Genomic DNA, 17,796 nt, shown 5'->3' on the forward strand with positions numbered 1-17,796 from the left:
ATGTTGATACAAGACAAGAAAATAGCCATCGTAGGCGGAGGGCCCGGTGGCCTCACGCTGGCCAGACTGCTACAGCTACAGGGGGCCACGGTCAGCGTATACGAACGGGATGCCAACCCAGACGGGCGCGTGCAGGGGGCCACGCTGGACCTGCACGACGATTCGGGCCTGGCCGCCATCCGGAAAGCCGGGTTGCTGGAGGCCTTCAAGGCTCATTACCGACCCGGTGCGGATAAAATGCGGATTGTCGATCAGCACGGCACCGTTCTTTTTGAAGACGGGTTTGCTGCCGACGATCAGCTGTTTCGACCGGAAATCGACCGGGGGCCTTTACGCACCATTTTGCTGGAATCCCTGCATCCGGACACCGTGGTGTGGAACCGGCATTTCGTGTCGATGACGCCGAATGGTTCCGGTTGGCAACTGGCGTTTCAAAATGGAACGTCGGCGAAAGCCGATCTGGTTATTGCCGCCGACGGAGCTAATTCCAGAATCCGTTCACTCATCACGCCCCTCAAACCGTTGTACGCCGGGATTACGATGGTAGAAGGGGCCGTTTACCAGTCCGAAAAAACCGTACCGGAGCTGCATCGTCTCTTGAACGGGGGCAAAGTCTTTGCTCTGGGCGATGAAAAAACACTGATTGTCAGTTCGAAAGGAGATGGGAGTCTGGTTTTTTATACGGGTTGCAAAACCGATGAAGGCTGGGTGCGAAGCAGTGGGATTGATTTCCGGAATAAGCCACAGGTTACGGCCTGGTTTCGGCAGGAATTTTCGGGCTGGGATGCCCTCTGGCTCGACCTGTTCGCGAAAGCGGAAGGAGATTTCATTCCCCGCCCTCAATACTACATGCCACTGGACCAGACCTGGGAAACGCAGCCGAATCTGACCCTGCTGGGCGACGCGGCCCACCTGATGCCGCCGTATGCCGGGGAGGGGGTGAATATGGCCATGCTCGATGCGCTGGAGTTGAGTGAATGTCTGACGAGCCGGGCCTTTCCGGACCTGCGCGCGGCTCTGACGGCGTACGAAACACAAATGCGCGCCCGGGCCGCCGAAATGACCCAAATGACACTGCATCAGACCGATTCAATGCATTCCACCACAGGACTGACCGGAATGCTTGCCATGTTTGCCTAAAACCGTTTGGCAACGGTTTTATGATTGCGTATTTTGACGGAATAATTCAATCTGTTTTGTATGCCTTACAGCGAACCATTGGCCGACCGGGTGCGGGAGCGGCTGGCCGATTTGACCAATCTGGAAGAAATTGCCATGATGGGCGGGCGGCTTTTTCTGTACAACGACAAAATGTTAGTGGGGGTCATTCAGGACGAGTTGCTGTGCCGTGTTGATCCGGCTATTTATGAGCAGGTACTCGAGAAAAATGGGTGCCGGGTTATGTATTCCGGCAGTCGACCCATGAAAGGATACGTGCTAGTGGACGACAGCGGTATGCGAACGCAGAAAGAGTTTGACTCCTGGATCAATCTGGCGCTGGATTTTAACCCCCGAGCTAAATCGTCCCGAAAAAAATAGCCGATCGGACTGTCAAGACAGTTCGCCCGCGATCTGATCAGTAGCCCGCAATCTTCTGGATTGCGGGCTGAACGGTTTTACCAGGGACTACGGTAAAAACCGTTGCTGACCCTTTGCTTCGGAATTTCAAACTCAGTTTTAACGGGGTAGATCGGACGAGCAGGTTTTGACGACGAGCTACTGAATGCTATTCAGTTCCTCCAGAAAAGCCGGTCGGCGCGGATTGCGTTCCTTCAGCTGCTGAATCAGGGCATTCATGACGGTTATACTTTCCGGAATATCCCGTTTGAGTAGCCCGATCAGGTTGGCCAACTGCCGATAATCCGCACGGTCATGGACACTTTTGCCTAGTTTTTCCAAAATGGGAAGGTACAGAGCCAGCATTTCCACCGGAAAGCGGAAAGCCAGGTGCGGGTGGGCAAACTGAAGCCGCTCGATACTGGGCTGTTGGGAAACCAGCTCCAGTAAGGCGATCCACTGTTTTTCCTCCACATAGACCGGCCCCAACTGGTGAAAAAGCGAATCGGTTTCAAAAAACCAGACCGCCCGGGCCTGACGGGTATTCTGTTCGGCGATTTGAGCAAATTGCCGGATCAGGGATTCGTATTCGATGGCCCACTCGTTCGCCGAAAAAGTCTGTTTCCACTGTCGGTAATAGGGCAGGGAAAAGGCCTGGCCGTCGTCGAAAGCAAACGTTTTTGTCCAGTGCCGGATGGTGGGAACATCGTTTTCCAGGTACGCAATTTTCAGCAATTGCTCCTGCCACTGCCGAACGGTGCCAGGATGTTTTTTCTGGCGGGCAACCAGAATCCCTTCCTCCAGCAACGTTTTTGCCCGATCAAATTGCAACGCTTCAATGGTTTCAGAAACCGCATCCTGCCGGATATCGACGATGGTCAGGCTGGCATCGGTCAGCCTGCGGGCTTCTTCCCGGCGGCCCATCGTTTTCAAAAACCGGACTTGGGTGGTGCGTAACAGGCTTTGGGTGTAGTCGCTGTATTCGTCCTGATGCAGGGGAATCAGCTGGTCAATCAGCGTCAGAAATTTGTCGGAATCGGGGAGTTTCAGGGCTACTGTAAACGCGATCTGGAGTAACTGGTGCCCAAAGTCGCCGTACCCAAAATAACGGTTCTGGTGGAGTTCATCGGCCAGAAAATCAAACAGTTGTTCGCGCAAGGCCTGGGCAGGTGCATCTGCTTCAGCCACTTGCTTTAAAAGCGTAATGGCGTTCGAAATGGTGCTGCTGAGGTAACCCGACGAATCATCGCACTGGTCCAGCACCGTCATCATGGCCGTCAGCACCACCCGCCCGACCGTCAGCGCATCCCGGTAGTTTTGCCGGGTAAAAAACTGGTTTCCCGTGGCCAGGATCTGGCTGATTTCGCGGGCCAGCGCGCGCGTCGAACGGTATTCAACAAAACCGCGGTTCGAATGGGATTTAATGGCTTTTTTGACCAGTTCCCGGTACTGCCTGCCAATGTCGATTCGTTCGTCTTTATCGGCGAAATGGAGCTGAATTTTACTGGCGAAGACCGAATCGGAAGCCGCATAACCCGACACAAACCGGCGAAGTTCGTCGTCGCTCACTTTTTCCAGCAACACGTCGATGGTTAGCTTTTTGGTATTTTTCCGCGTTTTGGCTGCCGGTTTTTTCAGCTGTTCGCGCAGGACCAGTAAAACCGCCACCGTGTGTTTACAAAATAAATCCTGGGCTGAACAGTCACAAAAAGCGTGTACAACCTGACGGTTTGCAAGCCGGATTTCCACAGAATAGACTTCTGTGCCTTCCACTTCGGCATGCCACAGATCCTGACCCGATGACTGAAGGTACAAAACGGCCTTTCGCTTGAAATAACTCCGGCCATTTTGCAATGTATTGGGATCAAGCTGGCTATCGAAGTTGTCAATTGTTAGCATAAGGTGTACTTGTGGTGTCGGAAGTTCCGTTTTTGGCTACAAAAATAACAGAGTTTGAAAGGGTGCTGGTCAACTACGCAATTTTTCCCAACTTTGCGATCAGGCCGTTGTAAAACCGGGGCCTGATTTACCATCACCCGCTCGATTCGTCAGCTTACTACTGATTTATGATTCGCATTTTTCAACAAGATGAAACCGCCGTTCGGAAAATCCGGGATATTGATTCGTTTTCGGACACCGAGCGAACCCTATGGGTGGATTTACAAAACCCGTCGCGGGAGGAAACCAAGAGCGTAGAAGAAAAGTTTGATGTTAATTTTCAAACGCAACAGGAGCAATCTGAAATTGAAAGTAGCTCGCGTTACATCGAAGAGGATGATTTCCTGATCGCCAACTCCAACTTTCTGGTTCCCGATAAAGAGCATATGTACATCACGGTACCCGTCAGCTTTATGCTGAAGGACGACACCCTGTTTACGTACCGGAATGCGGATTTGCGGTCATTTGCCGATACCGTCAAGAAAATAAAATCCCGGCGCTCGGTGTTCAATGATGGAGCCCAAATTCTAATTACCATTTTTGAATCCCGGATTGATCAGGATGCGGATTTGATTGAGTTGGTATCGCAGGAAATCAAGGCGATCAACCGGCAATTGGATCTGGATGCGGCACTGGACCGGGAAACCCTGCTGGAAATCAACGACTATCAGGAACTGACGATGTCGATTCGGGAGAATGTGGTGGATAAGCAGCGGGTAATTTCGTCCATGATTCGCAGCGACGGCTGGTTTACCAACGATGAACAGCAACGGCTTCGGACGCTGATCAAAGACATCAACTCCCTGATCGATCACACCAATTTTATTTTCGAACGGCTGGAGTTTTTGCAGAATACGTTTCTCGGTTTGATTGACCTCGACCAGAACCGGATCATTAAAATCTTTACGGTGGTGTCGCTGGTGTTTTTGCCACCTACGCTGCTGGCGAGTATCTGGGGAATGAACTTCACGAACATGCCGGAACTCAGCTGGGAAGTGGGCTATCCGCTGGCGCTCGTTTCCATTGTTTTGTCGTCGCTGGCGACCTTGTGGATCTTCCGCCGGAAAAAATGGCTGTAGTGGGTAGTCTGAATAAATAAGGTTCTGGATGTTACTTTTTTAAGGTTATGACTTCTCAAGAAGTAAAACCCCAAAATAAATCTATGGAACCCACTTCTTTCTCGTTCGAATACGTCACCAATCAAATTGCCGCGTTTGCTACGCTCTACGGTTTCAAAATTCTACTGGCCATCGTCATTCTGATTGTTGGTCTTTGGCTAACCAGTCAGGTCGTGAAAATGCTGGCGAAAGTGCTTAACAAACGACAGGTTGACCGGGATGTTCAGCCTTTTTTACTTTCGTTGGTCAGCGTCATTCTTAAAGTAGTGGTTTTGCTGAGTGTAGCCAGTACGCTGGGGGTGGAAACAACGTCCTTCGTGGCCATCATTGGGGCGGCCGGGTTGGCGGTGGGACTGGCCTTGCAGGGCAGTCTGGCCAACTTTGCCGGGGGCGTTCTGATTCTAACCTTCAAACCGTTTCGGGTTGGGGACTTGATTGAGGCTCAGGGGTTCACCGGTATTGTGGAAGCTATTCGGATTTTTGACACCATTTTAATAACGCCCGATAACCGCACGATTATTCTGCCCAACGGTTCGTTGTCCACGTCGCCGATGACCAACATTTCCGGAAAAGGAATTATTCGGGTCGATATGAACTTTGCCGCGGGGAATAAAAATCTGGTCGATAGCATCAAGGCATCGATCAAACGGGTGATTGATTCATGTCCTTATGCCCTGAAAAACCGGGAGCACGATATTTTGCTGGGCAAGATTTCCGAAGAAGCGTTTCATTTCGATGTTCGAATCTGGACCAGCAGCGCCACCTATTGGGATACCTATTTTCATATTCACGAAGGCATTGCCCGGCAGTTTGCAAAAGACGGCATCAAAGGTCCGGAGCCGGGCATTCATGTTTTTGGCGACTTCAATCCGGTAGCTGTTGGGAAAGAATAGCAACCGCTTTGTTTTATACAAATGGCCCAAAACGGGAGAATAAACAGGCGTTATTCCCCCGTTTTGATGAGGAGCCGGCTCAGTACGGGCCAGTGGTCGGAAATAAATACGTTGTCTTTCAGGATGGGAAGGTAGTCGTGGCGGTTCACCTCGATGCCCGGACCCACAAAGATAAAGTCGATGACGGGGCCCCGCTGGCTGGTGGAAAAACCGTTGAAAGTACTTCGACCGCCGGTATGCGGGTTTTGAGTGAGCTGTTCGGTGTTGGTTAGTTTGCAGGTTGGATCGTTGGTCAGCGTCTGGAGAGCGGATGAGTTTTCCGGGGTATTAAAATCGCCCGTGAGCAGCACCGGTAAACCGTTGCTCAATGCTTTGATGCGGTTCAGAAGCAGCCGGGCACTCTGCTGACGGGCCGGTTCGCTGAGGTGATCGAAATGTGTATTGATCACAAAGAGCTGCTTCTCATTGCGCTTATCCCGAAATATACCATAAGTGGCCACGCGCGGGTGGGCTGACTCCCAGGATTGACTGCCGGGTGACTCGGGGCTTTCGGAAAGCCAGAACGTACCCTGTGTCACCACCTCAAATTTTTGCTTGTTGTAAAAAATGGGCGAAAATTCACCCTGCGTTTTTCCATCCTCCCGGCCCACTCCAACCCAGGCGTAGTCTGTTAACTGGTCCTGTAAATCCGCGATCTGACCGGCCAGAGCTTCCTGCAAACCGGCGAAGTCCACGTGATAATCTTTGATGACACCGGCCGCCATTTCTTTCCGGTTGGGCCAGGCATTCAAACCGTCCTGGGGCGTGTTGTAGCGGATATTGAACGATAAAATATTCAGCGGAAATGGGGAGCTACCACCAGGAATTGCTTGGGCGGATACTTCCAGAACCAGAAGAAAGAAGGTGAAAAGCAAAAGACCTGTTCGCATACCGGTAGAGTTTGGACAGGACGAAATAAACCGTCGGCCCCCGGAAAACCAACAACCGAAGATCCGCCGGGAATAAGTTTTTGGCCGCCTTCCTTATTTCCAGCTGTAATGTTGCCTTTTTCCACTGATCCAACCCTGCAGCCATTGATGCAAAAAGTGCTTGGTAAGTATTTCATTATCAGGTAATATACTGAAGCAATCTTTCCCAAGGCTAATAATTGGGCAGACCAGCGTAGCTTGCAGAGGGGTGTCATTTTATTCGTAGAGGTATGCTCCAAAATGATGCAGGTAGGCCAGAGAGAAACTGGTTTGTTGGCTATCAGGTTGCTGGATTTTGGCACGGAATCATCATTACTACCCAATCAAATGACTACATCTTCCATTTTCTCAACAGATCTTTTGGCCTGGACATTTCAATTCTGGCGGAAATACAGTGGTGTCATTTCTTTCTGGATGCTCTGGGCCGCGTTGGGCCGTGCGATTCAAATGCGGATATTCGGTCCGGTTCCACCATCTTTCCACCTGGCTTTAGAGATCGTGGTGGAATCGGCCCGAATCATGACAGTTTTAGTCATTATTGGCCACGGGAATATCCAACAGGGAGTCCGCAAAAGTGCCAGTATCATGCAGTTAAAAAAGAAGGAATGGCGGGCAGTTGGGCAGGCCATTCGCACTAACTTCCGGCTGCACTGGGCAAATGTGTTTATCCATCTTATGGTCTTCAGCCTGCTTGCTTTCGGTTTCAACAGGTTGAATGATTGGATTGCTAATCATTCGGCGGTTTTTTACGGGATGAAAGATTTCGGCATTATTCACGAGCAGGCGACACCAACGCCCCTGTTTTTTTTCCTGAAAAACCTGACGGTTATTCCCTTTACGCTCCTTTTTGAGTACGGATTATTTCGCTGGCTGGCCGGTCAAATGGCGTTCGATACCGATCTGATAGGGGCCAAACCCTAAGATAATCGGCCATCTTACAACAATTCTCGGTTGCCCGGTCTTTTGCATAGAACCCGATATCTGACTCACTATGCAAACGACCCCATCTTCAACAAACGAAACGAATGCCCAACGGCCACTCCCGGTAAAAACGGCGGTCAGGCTGACGATCAACGGAACGGTTCATCAACTGGAACTGGAGCCCTGGACGTCGCTGCTCGACGCGCTCCGGGAATACCTGCACCTGACAGGAACCAAAAAAGGCTGCGATCATGGACAATGTGGGGCCTGCACGGTTTTGGTTGACGGCAAACGCATCAATTCCTGCCTGACGCTGGCCATCATGAAAGACAATTCGGAAATCACCACGATTGAAGGGCTGGCGGACGAAAATGGATTGCATCCCCTGCAAACCGCTTTCATCGAGCACGACGCTTACCAATGTGGGTACTGTACTCCGGGTCAGATTTGCTCGGCGGTGGGCCTGATGAACGAAGGGCGCGCCAAAACCGCTGATGACATTCGCGAGCTGATGAGCGGTAATATCTGCCGCTGCGGAGCGTATCCGCACATTGTCGATGCCATTCAACAAGTACTGCAAATCGAACCCAAAGCCTGATGCTATGAACCGATTCTCCTACTCCCGACCCGACAACGTTGACACCGCCGTGGGTGAACTGACAATGCACGGGGGAGCCAAATTCATTGCGGGCGGCACCAACCTGCTCGATTTGATGAAAGAAAATGTCGAGCGACCCAGTCATCTCATTGATATTAATCACCTGGCGCTGAAGACCATTGAAGACACCGAAGACGGTGGGCTCCGGCTCGGTGCGTTGGTAACCAACGCCGATACCGCCTACAACGATCAGGTCGAAAAACGGTATCCGTTGCTGGCGCAGGCCATTTTGGCGGGAGCGTCGGCTCAACTCCGCAACATGGCCACCAACGGCGGCAATCTGTTCCAGCGAACCCGTTGCTATTATTTCTATGATACCGGCACACCCTGCAACAAGCGGGAGCCCGGTTCCGGCTGCGGTGCCATCTACGGGTTTAACCGTATTCACGCTATTTTGGGCGCTTCGGACGAAAACCCCGAAACGCAGTGTATTGCTACTCATCCATCCGATATGTGCGTGGCGCTGGCAGCCCTCGATGCCGTTGTTCGGGTAACGGGTCCAAACGGTGATCGAACCCTGCCCATGGCCGATTTTCACCGCCTGCCTGGCAACGAACCCTGGCTGGACAACACCATTCAACCCGGCGAACTGGTTACGGCCATTGATTTGCCGGCTAAAGGCTTTTCCGACTACCACACCTATATCAAACTGCGCGACCGTCAGTCGTACGCTTTTGCCCTTGTTTCGGTTGCCGTGGGCCTGGCGATCGAAAATAACCACATTACCGATGCCCGAATTGCGTTGGGCGGGGTTGCCCACAAACCGTGGCGCAAACCCGATGCAGAAGCGATGCTGGTCGGGCAAGCCATTTCGGAAGCCAACTTTGCGTCGGTTGCCAAAACGCTGCTCGCCGGAGCGAAAGGATACGGCCACAATACATTCAAAATCGAACTGGCAGAACGCGCCATCGTACGGGCGCTGCAACGGGCCGCTAAACTCGAACCGGAATTATGATAAAATACGTCGGAAAGTCCATGAACCGCGTCGATGGCGTAGCCAAAGTGACGGGGAAAGCCAAATACGCGGCTGAATATACGGCGCCGGACCTGTTGTACGGATACGTTGTTTCCAGTACCATTGCTAAAGGGAAAATCCTGCATATCAATACCGAAGAGGTGCTGCAAATACCGGGAGTTGTCCAGATCTTTACCCATAAAAACCGGCCTGGTCTGGCCTGGTTCGACATAAGTTACAAAGACCAGGATGCTCCGCCGGGTTCGCCTTTTCGGCCGTTGCGTGATGAGAAGATTGTGTACAACGGCCAACCTATTGCGCTGGTCGTTGCCGAAACATTTGAAATTGCCCGGTATGCGGCTTCGCTGGTCGAGGTAGTGTACGAGGAGGAAGATTTCGAGACGGCGTTGGAGCACAACCTGCACCGCGCCCGCAAGCCAAAATCGGGTGTGGCCAGTTTGTTGAAGTCGCCACCTCCCAAACCACGGGGTGATTTCCAGACGGCGTTTCAGGCCGCTACTCACCAGACAATGGGTCGGCATATTCACTCCGTGGAGCATCACAACCCGATGGAGATGTTTGCCAGTACCGTCGTTTACGAAAAAAACGGTAAACTGACGATTTACGACAAAACGCAGGGTGCACCCAACAGCCAGCTGTATGTTTCGCAGGTCTTCAATCTGCCGTTCAAAGATGTGCAGGTGATTTCGCCGTATGTCGGTGGAGCTTTCGGGTCGGGGCTACGGCCGCAATATCAGTTGTTTCTGGCGGTATTGGCCGCGCTGGAGCTGAAGCGTTCGGTGCGGGTTACGCTCACCCGGCAGCAAATGTTCACCTTCGGCCACCGACCCGCGACGATTCAGACGATCTCGCTCGGGGCAACGGCTGACGGAACACTCGATGCTATTCAGCACGAAGCGATAGCCGAAACGTCCCGGTTTGAGGATTATTTCGAAATTGTGGTCAACTGGGGTGGGCTGTTGTACCCGGCACACCACACCAAATTTATTTACGATCTGGTGCCACTGGATGTCTTTACTCCGCTGGATATGCGGGCACCCGGTGGGGTAACGGGGGTTTCAGCGCTCGAAATTGAAATCGATGAACTGGCGCATAAAGCGGGAATCGATCCGGTCGAGTTTCGCCTGAAGAACTACACCGAAAAAGACATGGACCAGGACCTGCCCTATTCGAGCAAGGAGCTTAGGGAATGTTTCCGGCAAGGGGCTGAACGGTTTGGCTGGGCTAATCGAACTCCGGAGCCACGCTCGATGCGGAACGGGCACACCCTGGTTGGCTGGGGCATGGCAACCGGGATCTGGGAGGCAACGCAGGGACCGGCACGGGCGGAAGCGGTTCTGACGGTTAGTGGAAAACTCCGGGTAACCAGCGCTACTGCCGACATTGGTACCGGAACCTACACGATCATGACGCAGATTGCGGCTGACGCCCTCGGAATGCCGATTGAGGACGTTATTTTCCGACTCGGGAATACGGATATGCCCCTGGCGCCCATTGAAGGTGGTTCCTGGACGGCCGCTACGGTGGGGTCGGCGGTGAAGGTGGCCTGCGAGGAGTTGGGTAAAAAGCTATTCAAAATGGCGCAGAAGATGAAAAACTCACCCTTTACGAGTAGCAGGCTGGAGGATATTAGCTTTGCAGATGCCCAGATTCGGCTAAAAAATGATCCGTCAGTTGCCGTTGCTTTGGTGGATATTGTTGCAACGAATGGCGGTCGGGCCGTCAGTGAAACGTCGACTTCCTTGCCAAACATGCTGCAACAAAGGAACTACGCCCGGGCTGCCCATTCGGCGGTTTTTGTCGAAGTGGAAGTGGACGAGGATTTTGGGACGGTGCGGGTCAAGCGGGCGGTAACAGCCGTAGCGGGTGGCCGAATCCTGAATCCCAAAACCGCCCGCAGCCAGCTGATTGGTGGGATGGTCTGGGGCATCAGCAAGGCGCTGGAGGAAGAAAGCGTGATGGATCATCAATTTGGGAAATTTATAAACCACAATCTGTCCGAATATCACGTGGCCGTCAATGCCGATATTCAGGAGCTGGACGTGATTTTTGTTGAGGAAAACGACGAGATTGTCAATCCGCTGGGTGTAAAGGGGTTGGGCGAAATCGGGATTGTCGGGATGCCGGCGGCCGTTGCCAACGCTATTTTTCACGCTACCGGAAAACGGGTTCGCGATCTGCCGATTACCCTCGATAAGCTACTGTAAGTTAGCGTTGGTAGCGTCATGAAGTCAAAGAGTGAAACCCGTCAGGCAATGGAGCGCTGGCGGGTTTCGTTTGTTAATAAACATTGCAACACCCGTTGGCGTAGTCGTCAGAAAAAGGCATCATTCACTAACTGATGCAGACTTTACCGTCATTCTCGGTGTATAAAAAAAACTGGTGACGCTTAAACCTTTGATGTACTTAATGATCCAAGAAGCGCAGTGCCACTTTTAACGTCCGATAGGCCATGAAAACACGACGAATCTTACCGGCTTTTGGAGTAATCCTATTGTTTTTTATTGCATGGGCCGGCCCGCTGTCAAGCAAGGCCCAACCCGGCGTTGATATGCCTGTTGAATCCTTTTATGACGAACTCGCTCCCTACGGCCGATGGGAGCGAAACTCAAATTATGGCCAGGTCTGGATTCCGGAAGTAGAAGCGGATTTTCAGCCGTATGCCACCAATGGCCATTGGGCCATCACTGAATACGGCAATACCTGGGTCTCGGATTATGAGTGGGGCTGGGCACCGTTTCATTACGGTCGCTGGCTGTTTGATGACTACTACGGTCGCTGGATCTGGGTACCCGATAGTGAGTGGGGACCGGCCTGGGTTAGCTGGCGTTCCGGCGGGGGATATTACGGTTGGGCTCCGCTGGGCCCGGGCATGGGGGTCAATGTGAATATCACTATAAATCTGCCTTTCAATTACTGGACGTTTGTCCCGCAGATGTATTTTACCCGGCCCCGTGTTTATAGTTACTGTATTCCGCGTACCCGGGTGGTTAACGTGTACCACAATACCACGATCATTAATAATGTTTACCGCTACAATAACCGCTCGTACGGTTACGGTCCGCGCCGGGACGAAATTGAGCGGTATACCCGCCGGTCTGTACCGGTGTATCGCGCCAATGAGGTGGTGCGACGCGGTACGGTGGGGGCACGCGGCACGTCCGGATCGTCGTATCCTTCCGATCGGTTTACGAATCGGGGTGAATACAACGGACGAAACCGGGGCGAGTTGGCCGAAAACAACCGGAATTACGACCGTTCAAACCGGGGTAGCTATCCCGGCAGTCGGGGCGACAACGGGATGAATCGAAACGACGGTCTTAACAACCGGTCCGATGATGGAAACCGTTCTGACAACGGGAATCGCCCGGATTATGGAAACCGTCCCGGCGCGGACTTCGAAAACCGCTCGGAGGGTAGGAACCGACCAGATTTTGACAACAACGGCGCGGCACGTCCGAACCGCAATGACTGGAACCGAAACCGTTCAGATCGTTTCGAAAGACCCTCCGAAAACCGGGAGAGTCCGGTGTATACTCCACGCAGCAATTCTTCTTCGTTTGAACGCCGGGTGGAAGAACGTCGGTCCGAAAACCGTACGTTTCAACAACCAGAACCGCCGAGTCGTCGGGAAGGCTGGTCGGGCAACCGGGGTGTTGAAACAAGTCCGCAACGCACCGAACGCAGCCGCGAGTCGTTCCAGCAACGGTCGGTGGATCAGGCACCCCGGCAATACCAGCCGCGCCAGAACTCTTCAGCACCTGGTCGAGGTGAAGGAGGCAGCCGCCGGGGACCGCAGTAAGACAAGATTGAAATAGGGAAACTGAAGAGCCCGGGGAGATTTCCCGGGCTCTTCAGCTTCCCTATTTGATGCGGGACAGAATCGTGTAATCGATGTAGAAGGTCCCGAACGGAATGAAGCAGGCTACGAGAACTTTCCAGGTGGTTTCCTGAAACAGCCAACGGCGTTCAATGCCAACGCTCACGGTATTGAGCACAAACAGCAAGAAGAGCAAACCGTGAATCGGCCCCATCGCTTTGACCAGCGACGGGTCACCGCCGGCGTATTTGAGGGGAACGGCAATGCCAATGAGCACGAGCAACGAAAGTCCTTCCAGGAAACCGATCAGCCGCAACCGCCCGAGTTTGGTTTGAATGAATTTTTGCATGGTTAAAAAGAACGGAAAAAAGGTCGGTTTGCCAACGGTGAGAAGGGCCACGGAATGGCGATGAAAATAAGCAACAGTGCTAGCAGGTACCAGATTGCCATCGTCTTGAATTTGCCGAGATCAGTTTCTTTTCGTTTGGCGGATGCCGACCCAATGGTGAGACCAAGTACCGCTACCGTCATCAAAATGATGTGAATCAGGCCAAAAAACAGAAAATCGAGTTGCTGACGGGCCTGGCTGAAATTTTCCCGGAAATAACTAATCAAAGGGCTGTTGAAATACAGCGTATAGCCGATCATCAACTGGATGTGGGCAATGGTGGCCGTAATGTGCCGAATCGAATTGTCGGATTTGGTGTACGGTTTTTGGCCCAACCAGCCGCTCAACCCCCGGTAAATGGCGTACAGCAAACTAACCAGAACCAGCCAGCGGAAAGCGGAGTGAAAAAATAATAACGTAGAATACATGCTAATCTTGATCCTTTCTGATGGGTGCAAAGGTGCACAAACGCATCCAATGCTGGGTAGGATGGATAAAGCGGATTCTAGGACTTTTCAATCATTCGGCGAAAAGCGGATGGCGTTTGACCTTCGTACTTCTTAAACAGTCGGGTAAAATAAGAAGGATCATCGACGCCTACCTCCGCGGCAACCTCAGTGACCGAAAGACTGGTTTGGCTGAGCAATACCTTGGCTTCGAGCAGAATTGTTTCGTCGATCCATTGCGTGGGTGATTTGCCGGTAACCGCCTTAACGGTTTTGTTGAGGTGATTGGGGGTGATATTCAATAAAGATGCGTAGTCCGTTACCCGTTGTTGAGTTCGAACCAGTGAAAACAGAAGCTCCCGGAACCGGTTGGCAATGGCAACGCCAGCTACGGGCTCGGAACCGGATGCGGGTTGATAAATCCGGTTTGCTTCACACAACAGGGTGATGAGGTACGATTGGAGCAGGTCGAGGTTTTGCAAACCGTTTTGTTCGTAATCGGCCAGCAGGCGGGTAAACAGCGGACGAATGAACCCGGCCGACTGTGGATCTGGCCGGATGACCGGATTGCCCCAGATTCGCAGAAAGTCGAATTCGTTCAGGAGATTATTTTTTAGGATTTTTCCCACCAGAAAGTCCGCGTGAAAACCGCAGATGTAGCCTTTGTTTACTTCGTCTTCTGAGAATGAAAACACCTGCCCAGCCGGAACGAACAGCATCTCGTCGGTGTGAACGCGGTACAATTCGCTGCCAATTTTCATGCTGGCTTCGCCTTCCGTGATGTACAGGCAGGACGTAATGGTCGAGCGGGAGGCTGGTACTGCCCGTTTGACAAACTGGTACATGTGCTCCACGCGCATGATGAAAAACTTGCCGAAGTCGCCCCGCAAAAAGAATTTTAGTTCTTCGGAGGGCATGAATGCGCCGGTAAATTCCTGGGTATCATACAGCCTGATTTTACCCATGCTTGCCGGATGGGTTGACTTTCAGTCGATTAATCATCATAATGGCCCGATCGACGCGGACCTGCGGGGTTTTAGCCCCATCGACATAATAAATAATGCCTCGTTGCTGATTGGGCGTCAGGGCGTGGAACAACCGGCTGCCTTCTTCGTCAATGGCAAACAATTCGGTGAGTTCTTCCGGCATTTTACGCCCGTATTCACTCTCGTCTTTCCAGATGGCAGCCCGAAGAGTATCGCCGAGCCGGAGCTTGCCCTGTTGTCGGATGGGCGTGCCAATGCTGATGAAAAATGACCCGTCGCCCTTGGGACGCAGCGCACAATGAAACTCAATGCTGTCGTTCAACAAACACATCATCCGAACGGGTTTGGTCTGCATAAACTGCCGGACTACCTCGTCGGGAACATCAATATAATGGGTTCGGTCGCGTTGCTCAAACCGTTCGAGCACAGCTTCAAAGTGAACCGGATGAATAAAATCTGTATTCATTACCAAATAGAGCCCAGCGGTTTTTGCCGGGAAAAGCAAAATACCGGTTTTTCGCGGGTTTACAAACCGACCTGAAAGGATACTTTCACCGCAAACGGCGTCACATTAGGATTCTGGCGGTAGGTCAGCCGGTGGATGGCTTCGACGCGCACGAGTTTGAAAATATTCTCAATGCCGTACCCCACTTCCACGTACGGATCGTGCCGGAGGGAGTAAACGGGAGCTAATGGCCGACCGGATGCATCGCGCGTGGCTATAAGGTTGCGGTTGGCCGCACTCAAATTTCCCCACAACACGTTACTGGTTACAAAACTCCGCCAACCCAATCGCCGGATGAGGGGAAGCCGGTTGGTGAGCAACCCTTCGAATTTATGTTCCAGCGAAAGGGATGCGTACCGGTCACTGACAAATTCAGCGTAATTCATCAGGTTGTAAGCATTTCGGTTGTAGAACGGCGTCTGATTTCCGACGTGAACCTGCAACAGCGGATAGGGCAGGGTGGAGGGGGTAAAACCCGCTTGAACCGAATACTGCGTGCGCCCAAACAAGCCCCACCGCAATGTATGGTCCAGCTGAAACTGCCATTTGTGATAATTCCCAAATGTACCCCCGTCAAACGACGCCGTTCCATAGGTGTAGCGCAGGCTGACTATGGGAGCGGTTTCGGTGGGCCTGCGCTGAATCCGGCGTTTCGTGACCCGGCGGCTGGGAATGCGGCCCGGAGCATACCGCATCTCGAGAAAAGCTTCCGTCCCCCAGAAATTGGTGTTAAGAGCGGTTTGTTGGGTATCCTGAGCCGGTTGGCGAAACGCAAACGGAAAAAGCGGTTCGATGTGCCGGTACCGAATGCCAGCGGTATGAATAAAATCGGCCCCCATATCGCGCTGCACCGAAAATGCGGTTTCATTCTGGTAAAATGCGTGCCGGTACCGCCCAAAGCGGCTGGTGATTCGCAGGAAGGGATTGTTGGCCAGGTCTTCCGTACGAAAACCCAGTTGCTCCAGGTCGTAACTAGTTTTTAGGGTCAGAATGGTCAGCGGTTGCCGCGAGGGAATGTAATTGATCTCGCTCCCCATTTTCCAGACCTGGTCGCGGGTTCCGTACGCGCCGTAGGCCGAAAGTTGCCAGTTCCGGCTGAACGCGTTGTTGGTCTGTAAACCCAGCCGGAGCCGGTGGCCTTCAATGGGGTTGTAAGCCCATAGCGAAAAGACGGAGCCCATCTCGATTCCCTTCGTAAGGGGCAGATAACCGCCGTTGAGCACAAACTGCCCTGCCCAGCTGGCAAACTTGAAAAGGGGTAGATTGCGTACGGTGTCCAGCATTGCCCGGGCTTGTACACTCGCCTGGGTGGCGGCCCTGTCCTGCCGTTGCGCGCGCCAATACTCTTCCGAGGCTTCCCGGGAATCCTGGGCCACTACCACCTCACTGTCGAAGAAATCGACGGGGCGGGGCTGCCCTACCACTGGCTGACGAACGGTGGTTTGGTAATCGACCGTGGCACCGAAGGTGTTTTTGACGACTTCGCCCACCTGAACCGTCAAATGGGTTATTTCGGGAAGCCAGACCTGGGGCGAGTCGCTGGCGGTTTCAAAAGTCTGCTCGATGGCGATGTGTCGGATGAAATTAATATTGGCCGCGGTCCCAACCTGCGCGTCGATTTGCACAAGCGCGTAGCTCAGGGTATCGATCCAGAGTTTTCCTGTAAACACGAGATCGCGCTCGTTCTTGGGATCAAAATCCAGGACGTAGCAGGTGTGCGGCCCAAGTTGGACGGTATCGGCCAGAAAATACCGGTACGCCGTTTGGTTGCTGATTGCCAGCGGAGACAGGAATTCTTTCTTAAACAGGCTGACGGTGTTTCGGTAAAAGTTGAACGTGTTGAAGCCCGCTCCCGTAAATAGGGTGATGAAACTGTCGTCGGTCAGGCCGGCGCTGCTGATGTTGGTTTTCTGGATGTGTTCTTTCTGACGTTCCGGCTGGCGACGGGCGTAAACCTGCGAGACGGTTTCCGAAAAAAAGACGGGTAAGGTGGTTAACGGTTTTCCGGCCTGTTTTTTCTCCAGCGCCCGCAGTACCGCCTGCACGGGTTTGCGCTGCCGAAACCGCTCGGCCAGCTGGCTGATGCTGATGGAAAGTTGGCTGTAGGCTTCGTATTCGTAGCCAGCGAGTTGCTGAAAATCGTTCTGGGAGCGGTGGGCGTTTACTTCGCGCAGAATTCGATAGGCCGGATTTTCGCCCGCCCGAACAATCACCTCGTTCAGGGTTGTGGCTGTGGGCCGTAATGTTACTTCGAGCGGTTGGCGGGCTGTCGGGGTGGCCGCTACGGTTGTGGTTTGGTAACCCATGGCCGAAATCATCAGGGAGTCGGCTGGCTGGGAAAGAGACAAGGTAAAGACGCCATTTTCGTCGGCCTGTGTCCCAATGGGTTTGCCTTTAACCGCTACCGATGCGAACGGAACGGCGGCTCCTGAGGGCGCTTCCGTAACGCGGCCGGTAAGCTTCTGAACCATAGTTGCCGGTTGACTCCAGGCCGACCCGATCAGCAGAAAGAAAGCCAGGAATGAAAACGAGGTACGAACAAATGTCCGGCGATAACCGACGAGTTGAGTGGTGATTGGCAAGCGCTTCATGGTGTTGTTTACTGTTCTTGAATACAGCTGA

The 17,796-nt window shown here is 52.8% G+C and carries 16 protein-coding genes; 9 read left to right on the forward strand and 7 right to left on the reverse strand.

From position 1 onward, the window contains the following. Nucleotides 1–1,140 (forward strand): FAD-dependent oxidoreductase, encoded by a 1,140-nt coding sequence (locus ACYVH9_RS23900; RefSeq protein WP_460638938.1) that lies wholly within the window; start codon nucleotides 1–3, stop codon nucleotides 1,138–1,140. Nucleotides 1,141–1,200: 60 nt separating this feature from the next. Further along, complete coding sequence (locus ACYVH9_RS23905) at nucleotides 1,201–1,539, forward strand: TfoX/Sxy family protein (protein WP_460638939.1); 339 nt, start codon at nucleotides 1,201–1,203, stop codon at nucleotides 1,537–1,539. Between the two features lie 177 nt (nucleotides 1,540–1,716). Here ACYVH9_RS23905 and ACYVH9_RS23910 read toward each other — a convergent pair whose 3' ends face one another. Beyond that, nucleotides 1,717–3,456, reverse strand: coding sequence for an SWIM zinc finger family protein (locus tag ACYVH9_RS23910; RefSeq protein WP_460638940.1), 1,740 nt, complete (start codon nucleotides 3,454–3,456; stop codon nucleotides 1,717–1,719). Between the two features lie 167 nt (nucleotides 3,457–3,623). Between ACYVH9_RS23910 and corA the strand changes: the two genes are divergently transcribed. Further along, complete coding sequence (corA, locus tag ACYVH9_RS23915) at nucleotides 3,624–4,574, forward strand: magnesium/cobalt transporter CorA (protein WP_460638941.1); 951 nt, start codon at nucleotides 3,624–3,626, stop codon at nucleotides 4,572–4,574. Nucleotides 4,575–4,657: 83 nt separating this feature from the next. Beyond that, nucleotides 4,658–5,506: a mechanosensitive ion channel family protein gene (locus ACYVH9_RS23920; RefSeq protein ID WP_460638942.1), complete on the forward strand. Its 849-nt coding sequence runs from the start codon at nucleotides 4,658–4,660 to the stop codon at nucleotides 5,504–5,506. A 50-nt stretch (nucleotides 5,507–5,556) separates the two neighbouring features. On the opposite strand, the gene ACYVH9_RS23925 is transcribed toward ACYVH9_RS23920, so the two are convergent. Next, on the reverse strand, nucleotides 5,557–6,435 hold the full coding sequence (locus tag ACYVH9_RS23925) for an endonuclease/exonuclease/phosphatase family protein (RefSeq protein ID WP_460638943.1): 879 nt from the start codon (nucleotides 6,433–6,435) through the stop codon (nucleotides 5,557–5,559). A gap of 366 nt (nucleotides 6,436–6,801) precedes the next feature. On the opposite strand from ACYVH9_RS23925, the gene ACYVH9_RS23930 reads away from it, so the two are divergent. The 5 genes from ACYVH9_RS23930 (at nucleotide 6,802) to ACYVH9_RS23950 (ending at nucleotide 12,831) form a co-directional block, all read left to right on the forward strand. Continuing rightward, nucleotides 6,802–7,395 carry a hypothetical protein gene (locus ACYVH9_RS23930; protein ID WP_460638944.1) on the forward strand — a complete coding sequence of 198 codons (594 nt, stop codon included), beginning with the start codon at nucleotides 6,802–6,804 and terminating at the stop codon, nucleotides 7,393–7,395. A gap of 70 nt (nucleotides 7,396–7,465) precedes the next feature. Beyond that, nucleotides 7,466–7,993, forward strand: a complete 528-nt coding sequence (locus tag ACYVH9_RS23935) for a (2Fe-2S)-binding protein (protein ID WP_460638945.1) — start codon at nucleotides 7,466–7,468, stop codon at nucleotides 7,991–7,993. 4 nt (nucleotides 7,994–7,997) lie between these two features. Continuing rightward, nucleotides 7,998–9,008 carry an FAD binding domain-containing protein gene (locus ACYVH9_RS23940; protein ID WP_460638946.1) on the forward strand — a complete coding sequence of 337 codons (1,011 nt, stop codon included), beginning with the start codon at nucleotides 7,998–8,000 and terminating at the stop codon, nucleotides 9,006–9,008. Next, complete coding sequence (locus ACYVH9_RS23945; protein WP_460638947.1) at nucleotides 9,005–11,236, forward strand: xanthine dehydrogenase family protein molybdopterin-binding subunit; 2,232 nt, start codon at nucleotides 9,005–9,007, stop codon at nucleotides 11,234–11,236. The genes ACYVH9_RS23940 and ACYVH9_RS23945 overlap by 4 nt, the downstream gene beginning before the upstream one ends. A gap of 344 nt (nucleotides 11,237–11,580) precedes the next feature. After that, nucleotides 11,581–12,831: a DUF6600 domain-containing protein gene (locus ACYVH9_RS23950; protein ID WP_460638948.1), complete on the forward strand. Its 1,251-nt coding sequence runs from the start codon at nucleotides 11,581–11,583 to the stop codon at nucleotides 12,829–12,831. 61 nt (nucleotides 12,832–12,892) lie between these two features. On the opposite strand, the gene ACYVH9_RS23955 is transcribed toward ACYVH9_RS23950, so the two are convergent. The 5 genes from ACYVH9_RS23955 to ACYVH9_RS23975 form a co-directional block, all read right to left on the reverse strand. Beyond that, nucleotides 12,893–13,198: a DUF3817 domain-containing protein gene (locus ACYVH9_RS23955; RefSeq protein WP_460638949.1), complete on the reverse strand. Its 306-nt coding sequence runs from the start codon at nucleotides 13,196–13,198 to the stop codon at nucleotides 12,893–12,895. A 2-nt stretch (nucleotides 13,199–13,200) separates the two neighbouring features. Next, entirely contained in the window at nucleotides 13,201–13,665 is a 465-nt protein-coding gene (locus tag ACYVH9_RS23960) for a hypothetical protein (protein WP_460638950.1), read from the reverse strand. A gap of 77 nt (nucleotides 13,666–13,742) precedes the next feature. Beyond that, nucleotides 13,743–14,648 (reverse strand): helix-turn-helix domain-containing protein, encoded by a 906-nt coding sequence (locus ACYVH9_RS23965; protein ID WP_460638951.1) that lies wholly within the window; start codon nucleotides 14,646–14,648, stop codon nucleotides 13,743–13,745. Then, nucleotides 14,641–15,135 (reverse strand): YdeI/OmpD-associated family protein, encoded by a 495-nt coding sequence (locus ACYVH9_RS23970; RefSeq protein WP_460638952.1) that lies wholly within the window; start codon nucleotides 15,133–15,135, stop codon nucleotides 14,641–14,643. Before ACYVH9_RS23970 ends, ACYVH9_RS23965 begins: the two co-directional genes overlap by 8 nt. 59 nt (nucleotides 15,136–15,194) lie before the next feature. Further along, complete coding sequence (locus ACYVH9_RS23975) at nucleotides 15,195–17,765, reverse strand: DUF5686 and carboxypeptidase-like regulatory domain-containing protein (protein ID WP_460638953.1); 2,571 nt, start codon at nucleotides 17,763–17,765, stop codon at nucleotides 15,195–15,197. Nucleotides 17,766–17,796: the final 31 nt, after the last annotated feature.

The sequence above is a fragment of the Larkinella harenae genome (assembly GCF_054780515.1).

What these genes read in the sequence shown, in the direction of transcription:
- ACYVH9_RS23900 (WP_460638938.1), top strand. Translation starts at nt 1, where the DNA reads ATGTTGATACAAGACAAGAAAATAGCCATCGTAGGCGGAGGGCCCGGT.
- ACYVH9_RS23905 (WP_460638939.1), top strand. Translation starts at nt 1,201, where the DNA reads ATGCCTTACAGCGAACCATTGGCCGACCGGGTGCGGGAGCGGCTGGCC.
- ACYVH9_RS23910 (WP_460638940.1), bottom strand. Translation starts at nt 3,456, where the DNA reads ATGCTAACAATTGACAACTTCGATAGCCAGCTTGATCCCAATACATTG.
- corA (WP_460638941.1), top strand. Translation starts at nt 3,624, where the DNA reads ATGATTCGCATTTTTCAACAAGATGAAACCGCCGTTCGGAAAATCCGG.
- ACYVH9_RS23920 (WP_460638942.1), top strand. Translation starts at nt 4,658, where the DNA reads ATGGAACCCACTTCTTTCTCGTTCGAATACGTCACCAATCAAATTGCC.
- ACYVH9_RS23925 (WP_460638943.1), bottom strand. Translation starts at nt 6,435, where the DNA reads ATGCGAACAGGTCTTTTGCTTTTCACCTTCTTTCTTCTGGTTCTGGAA.
- ACYVH9_RS23930 (WP_460638944.1), top strand. Translation starts at nt 6,802, where the DNA reads ATGACTACATCTTCCATTTTCTCAACAGATCTTTTGGCCTGGACATTT.
- ACYVH9_RS23935 (WP_460638945.1), top strand. Translation starts at nt 7,466, where the DNA reads ATGCAAACGACCCCATCTTCAACAAACGAAACGAATGCCCAACGGCCA.
- ACYVH9_RS23940 (WP_460638946.1), top strand. Translation starts at nt 7,998, where the DNA reads ATGAACCGATTCTCCTACTCCCGACCCGACAACGTTGACACCGCCGTG.
- ACYVH9_RS23945 (WP_460638947.1), top strand. Translation starts at nt 9,005, where the DNA reads ATGATAAAATACGTCGGAAAGTCCATGAACCGCGTCGATGGCGTAGCC.
- ACYVH9_RS23950 (WP_460638948.1), top strand. Translation starts at nt 11,581, where the DNA reads ATGCCTGTTGAATCCTTTTATGACGAACTCGCTCCCTACGGCCGATGG.
- ACYVH9_RS23955 (WP_460638949.1), bottom strand. Translation starts at nt 13,198, where the DNA reads ATGCAAAAATTCATTCAAACCAAACTCGGGCGGTTGCGGCTGATCGGT.
- ACYVH9_RS23960 (WP_460638950.1), bottom strand. Translation starts at nt 13,665, where the DNA reads ATGTATTCTACGTTATTATTTTTTCACTCCGCTTTCCGCTGGCTGGTT.
- ACYVH9_RS23965 (WP_460638951.1), bottom strand. Translation starts at nt 14,648, where the DNA reads ATGGGTAAAATCAGGCTGTATGATACCCAGGAATTTACCGGCGCATTC.
- ACYVH9_RS23970 (WP_460638952.1), bottom strand. Translation starts at nt 15,135, where the DNA reads ATGAATACAGATTTTATTCATCCGGTTCACTTTGAAGCTGTGCTCGAA.
- ACYVH9_RS23975 (WP_460638953.1), bottom strand. Translation starts at nt 17,765, where the DNA reads ATGAAGCGCTTGCCAATCACCACTCAACTCGTCGGTTATCGCCGGACA.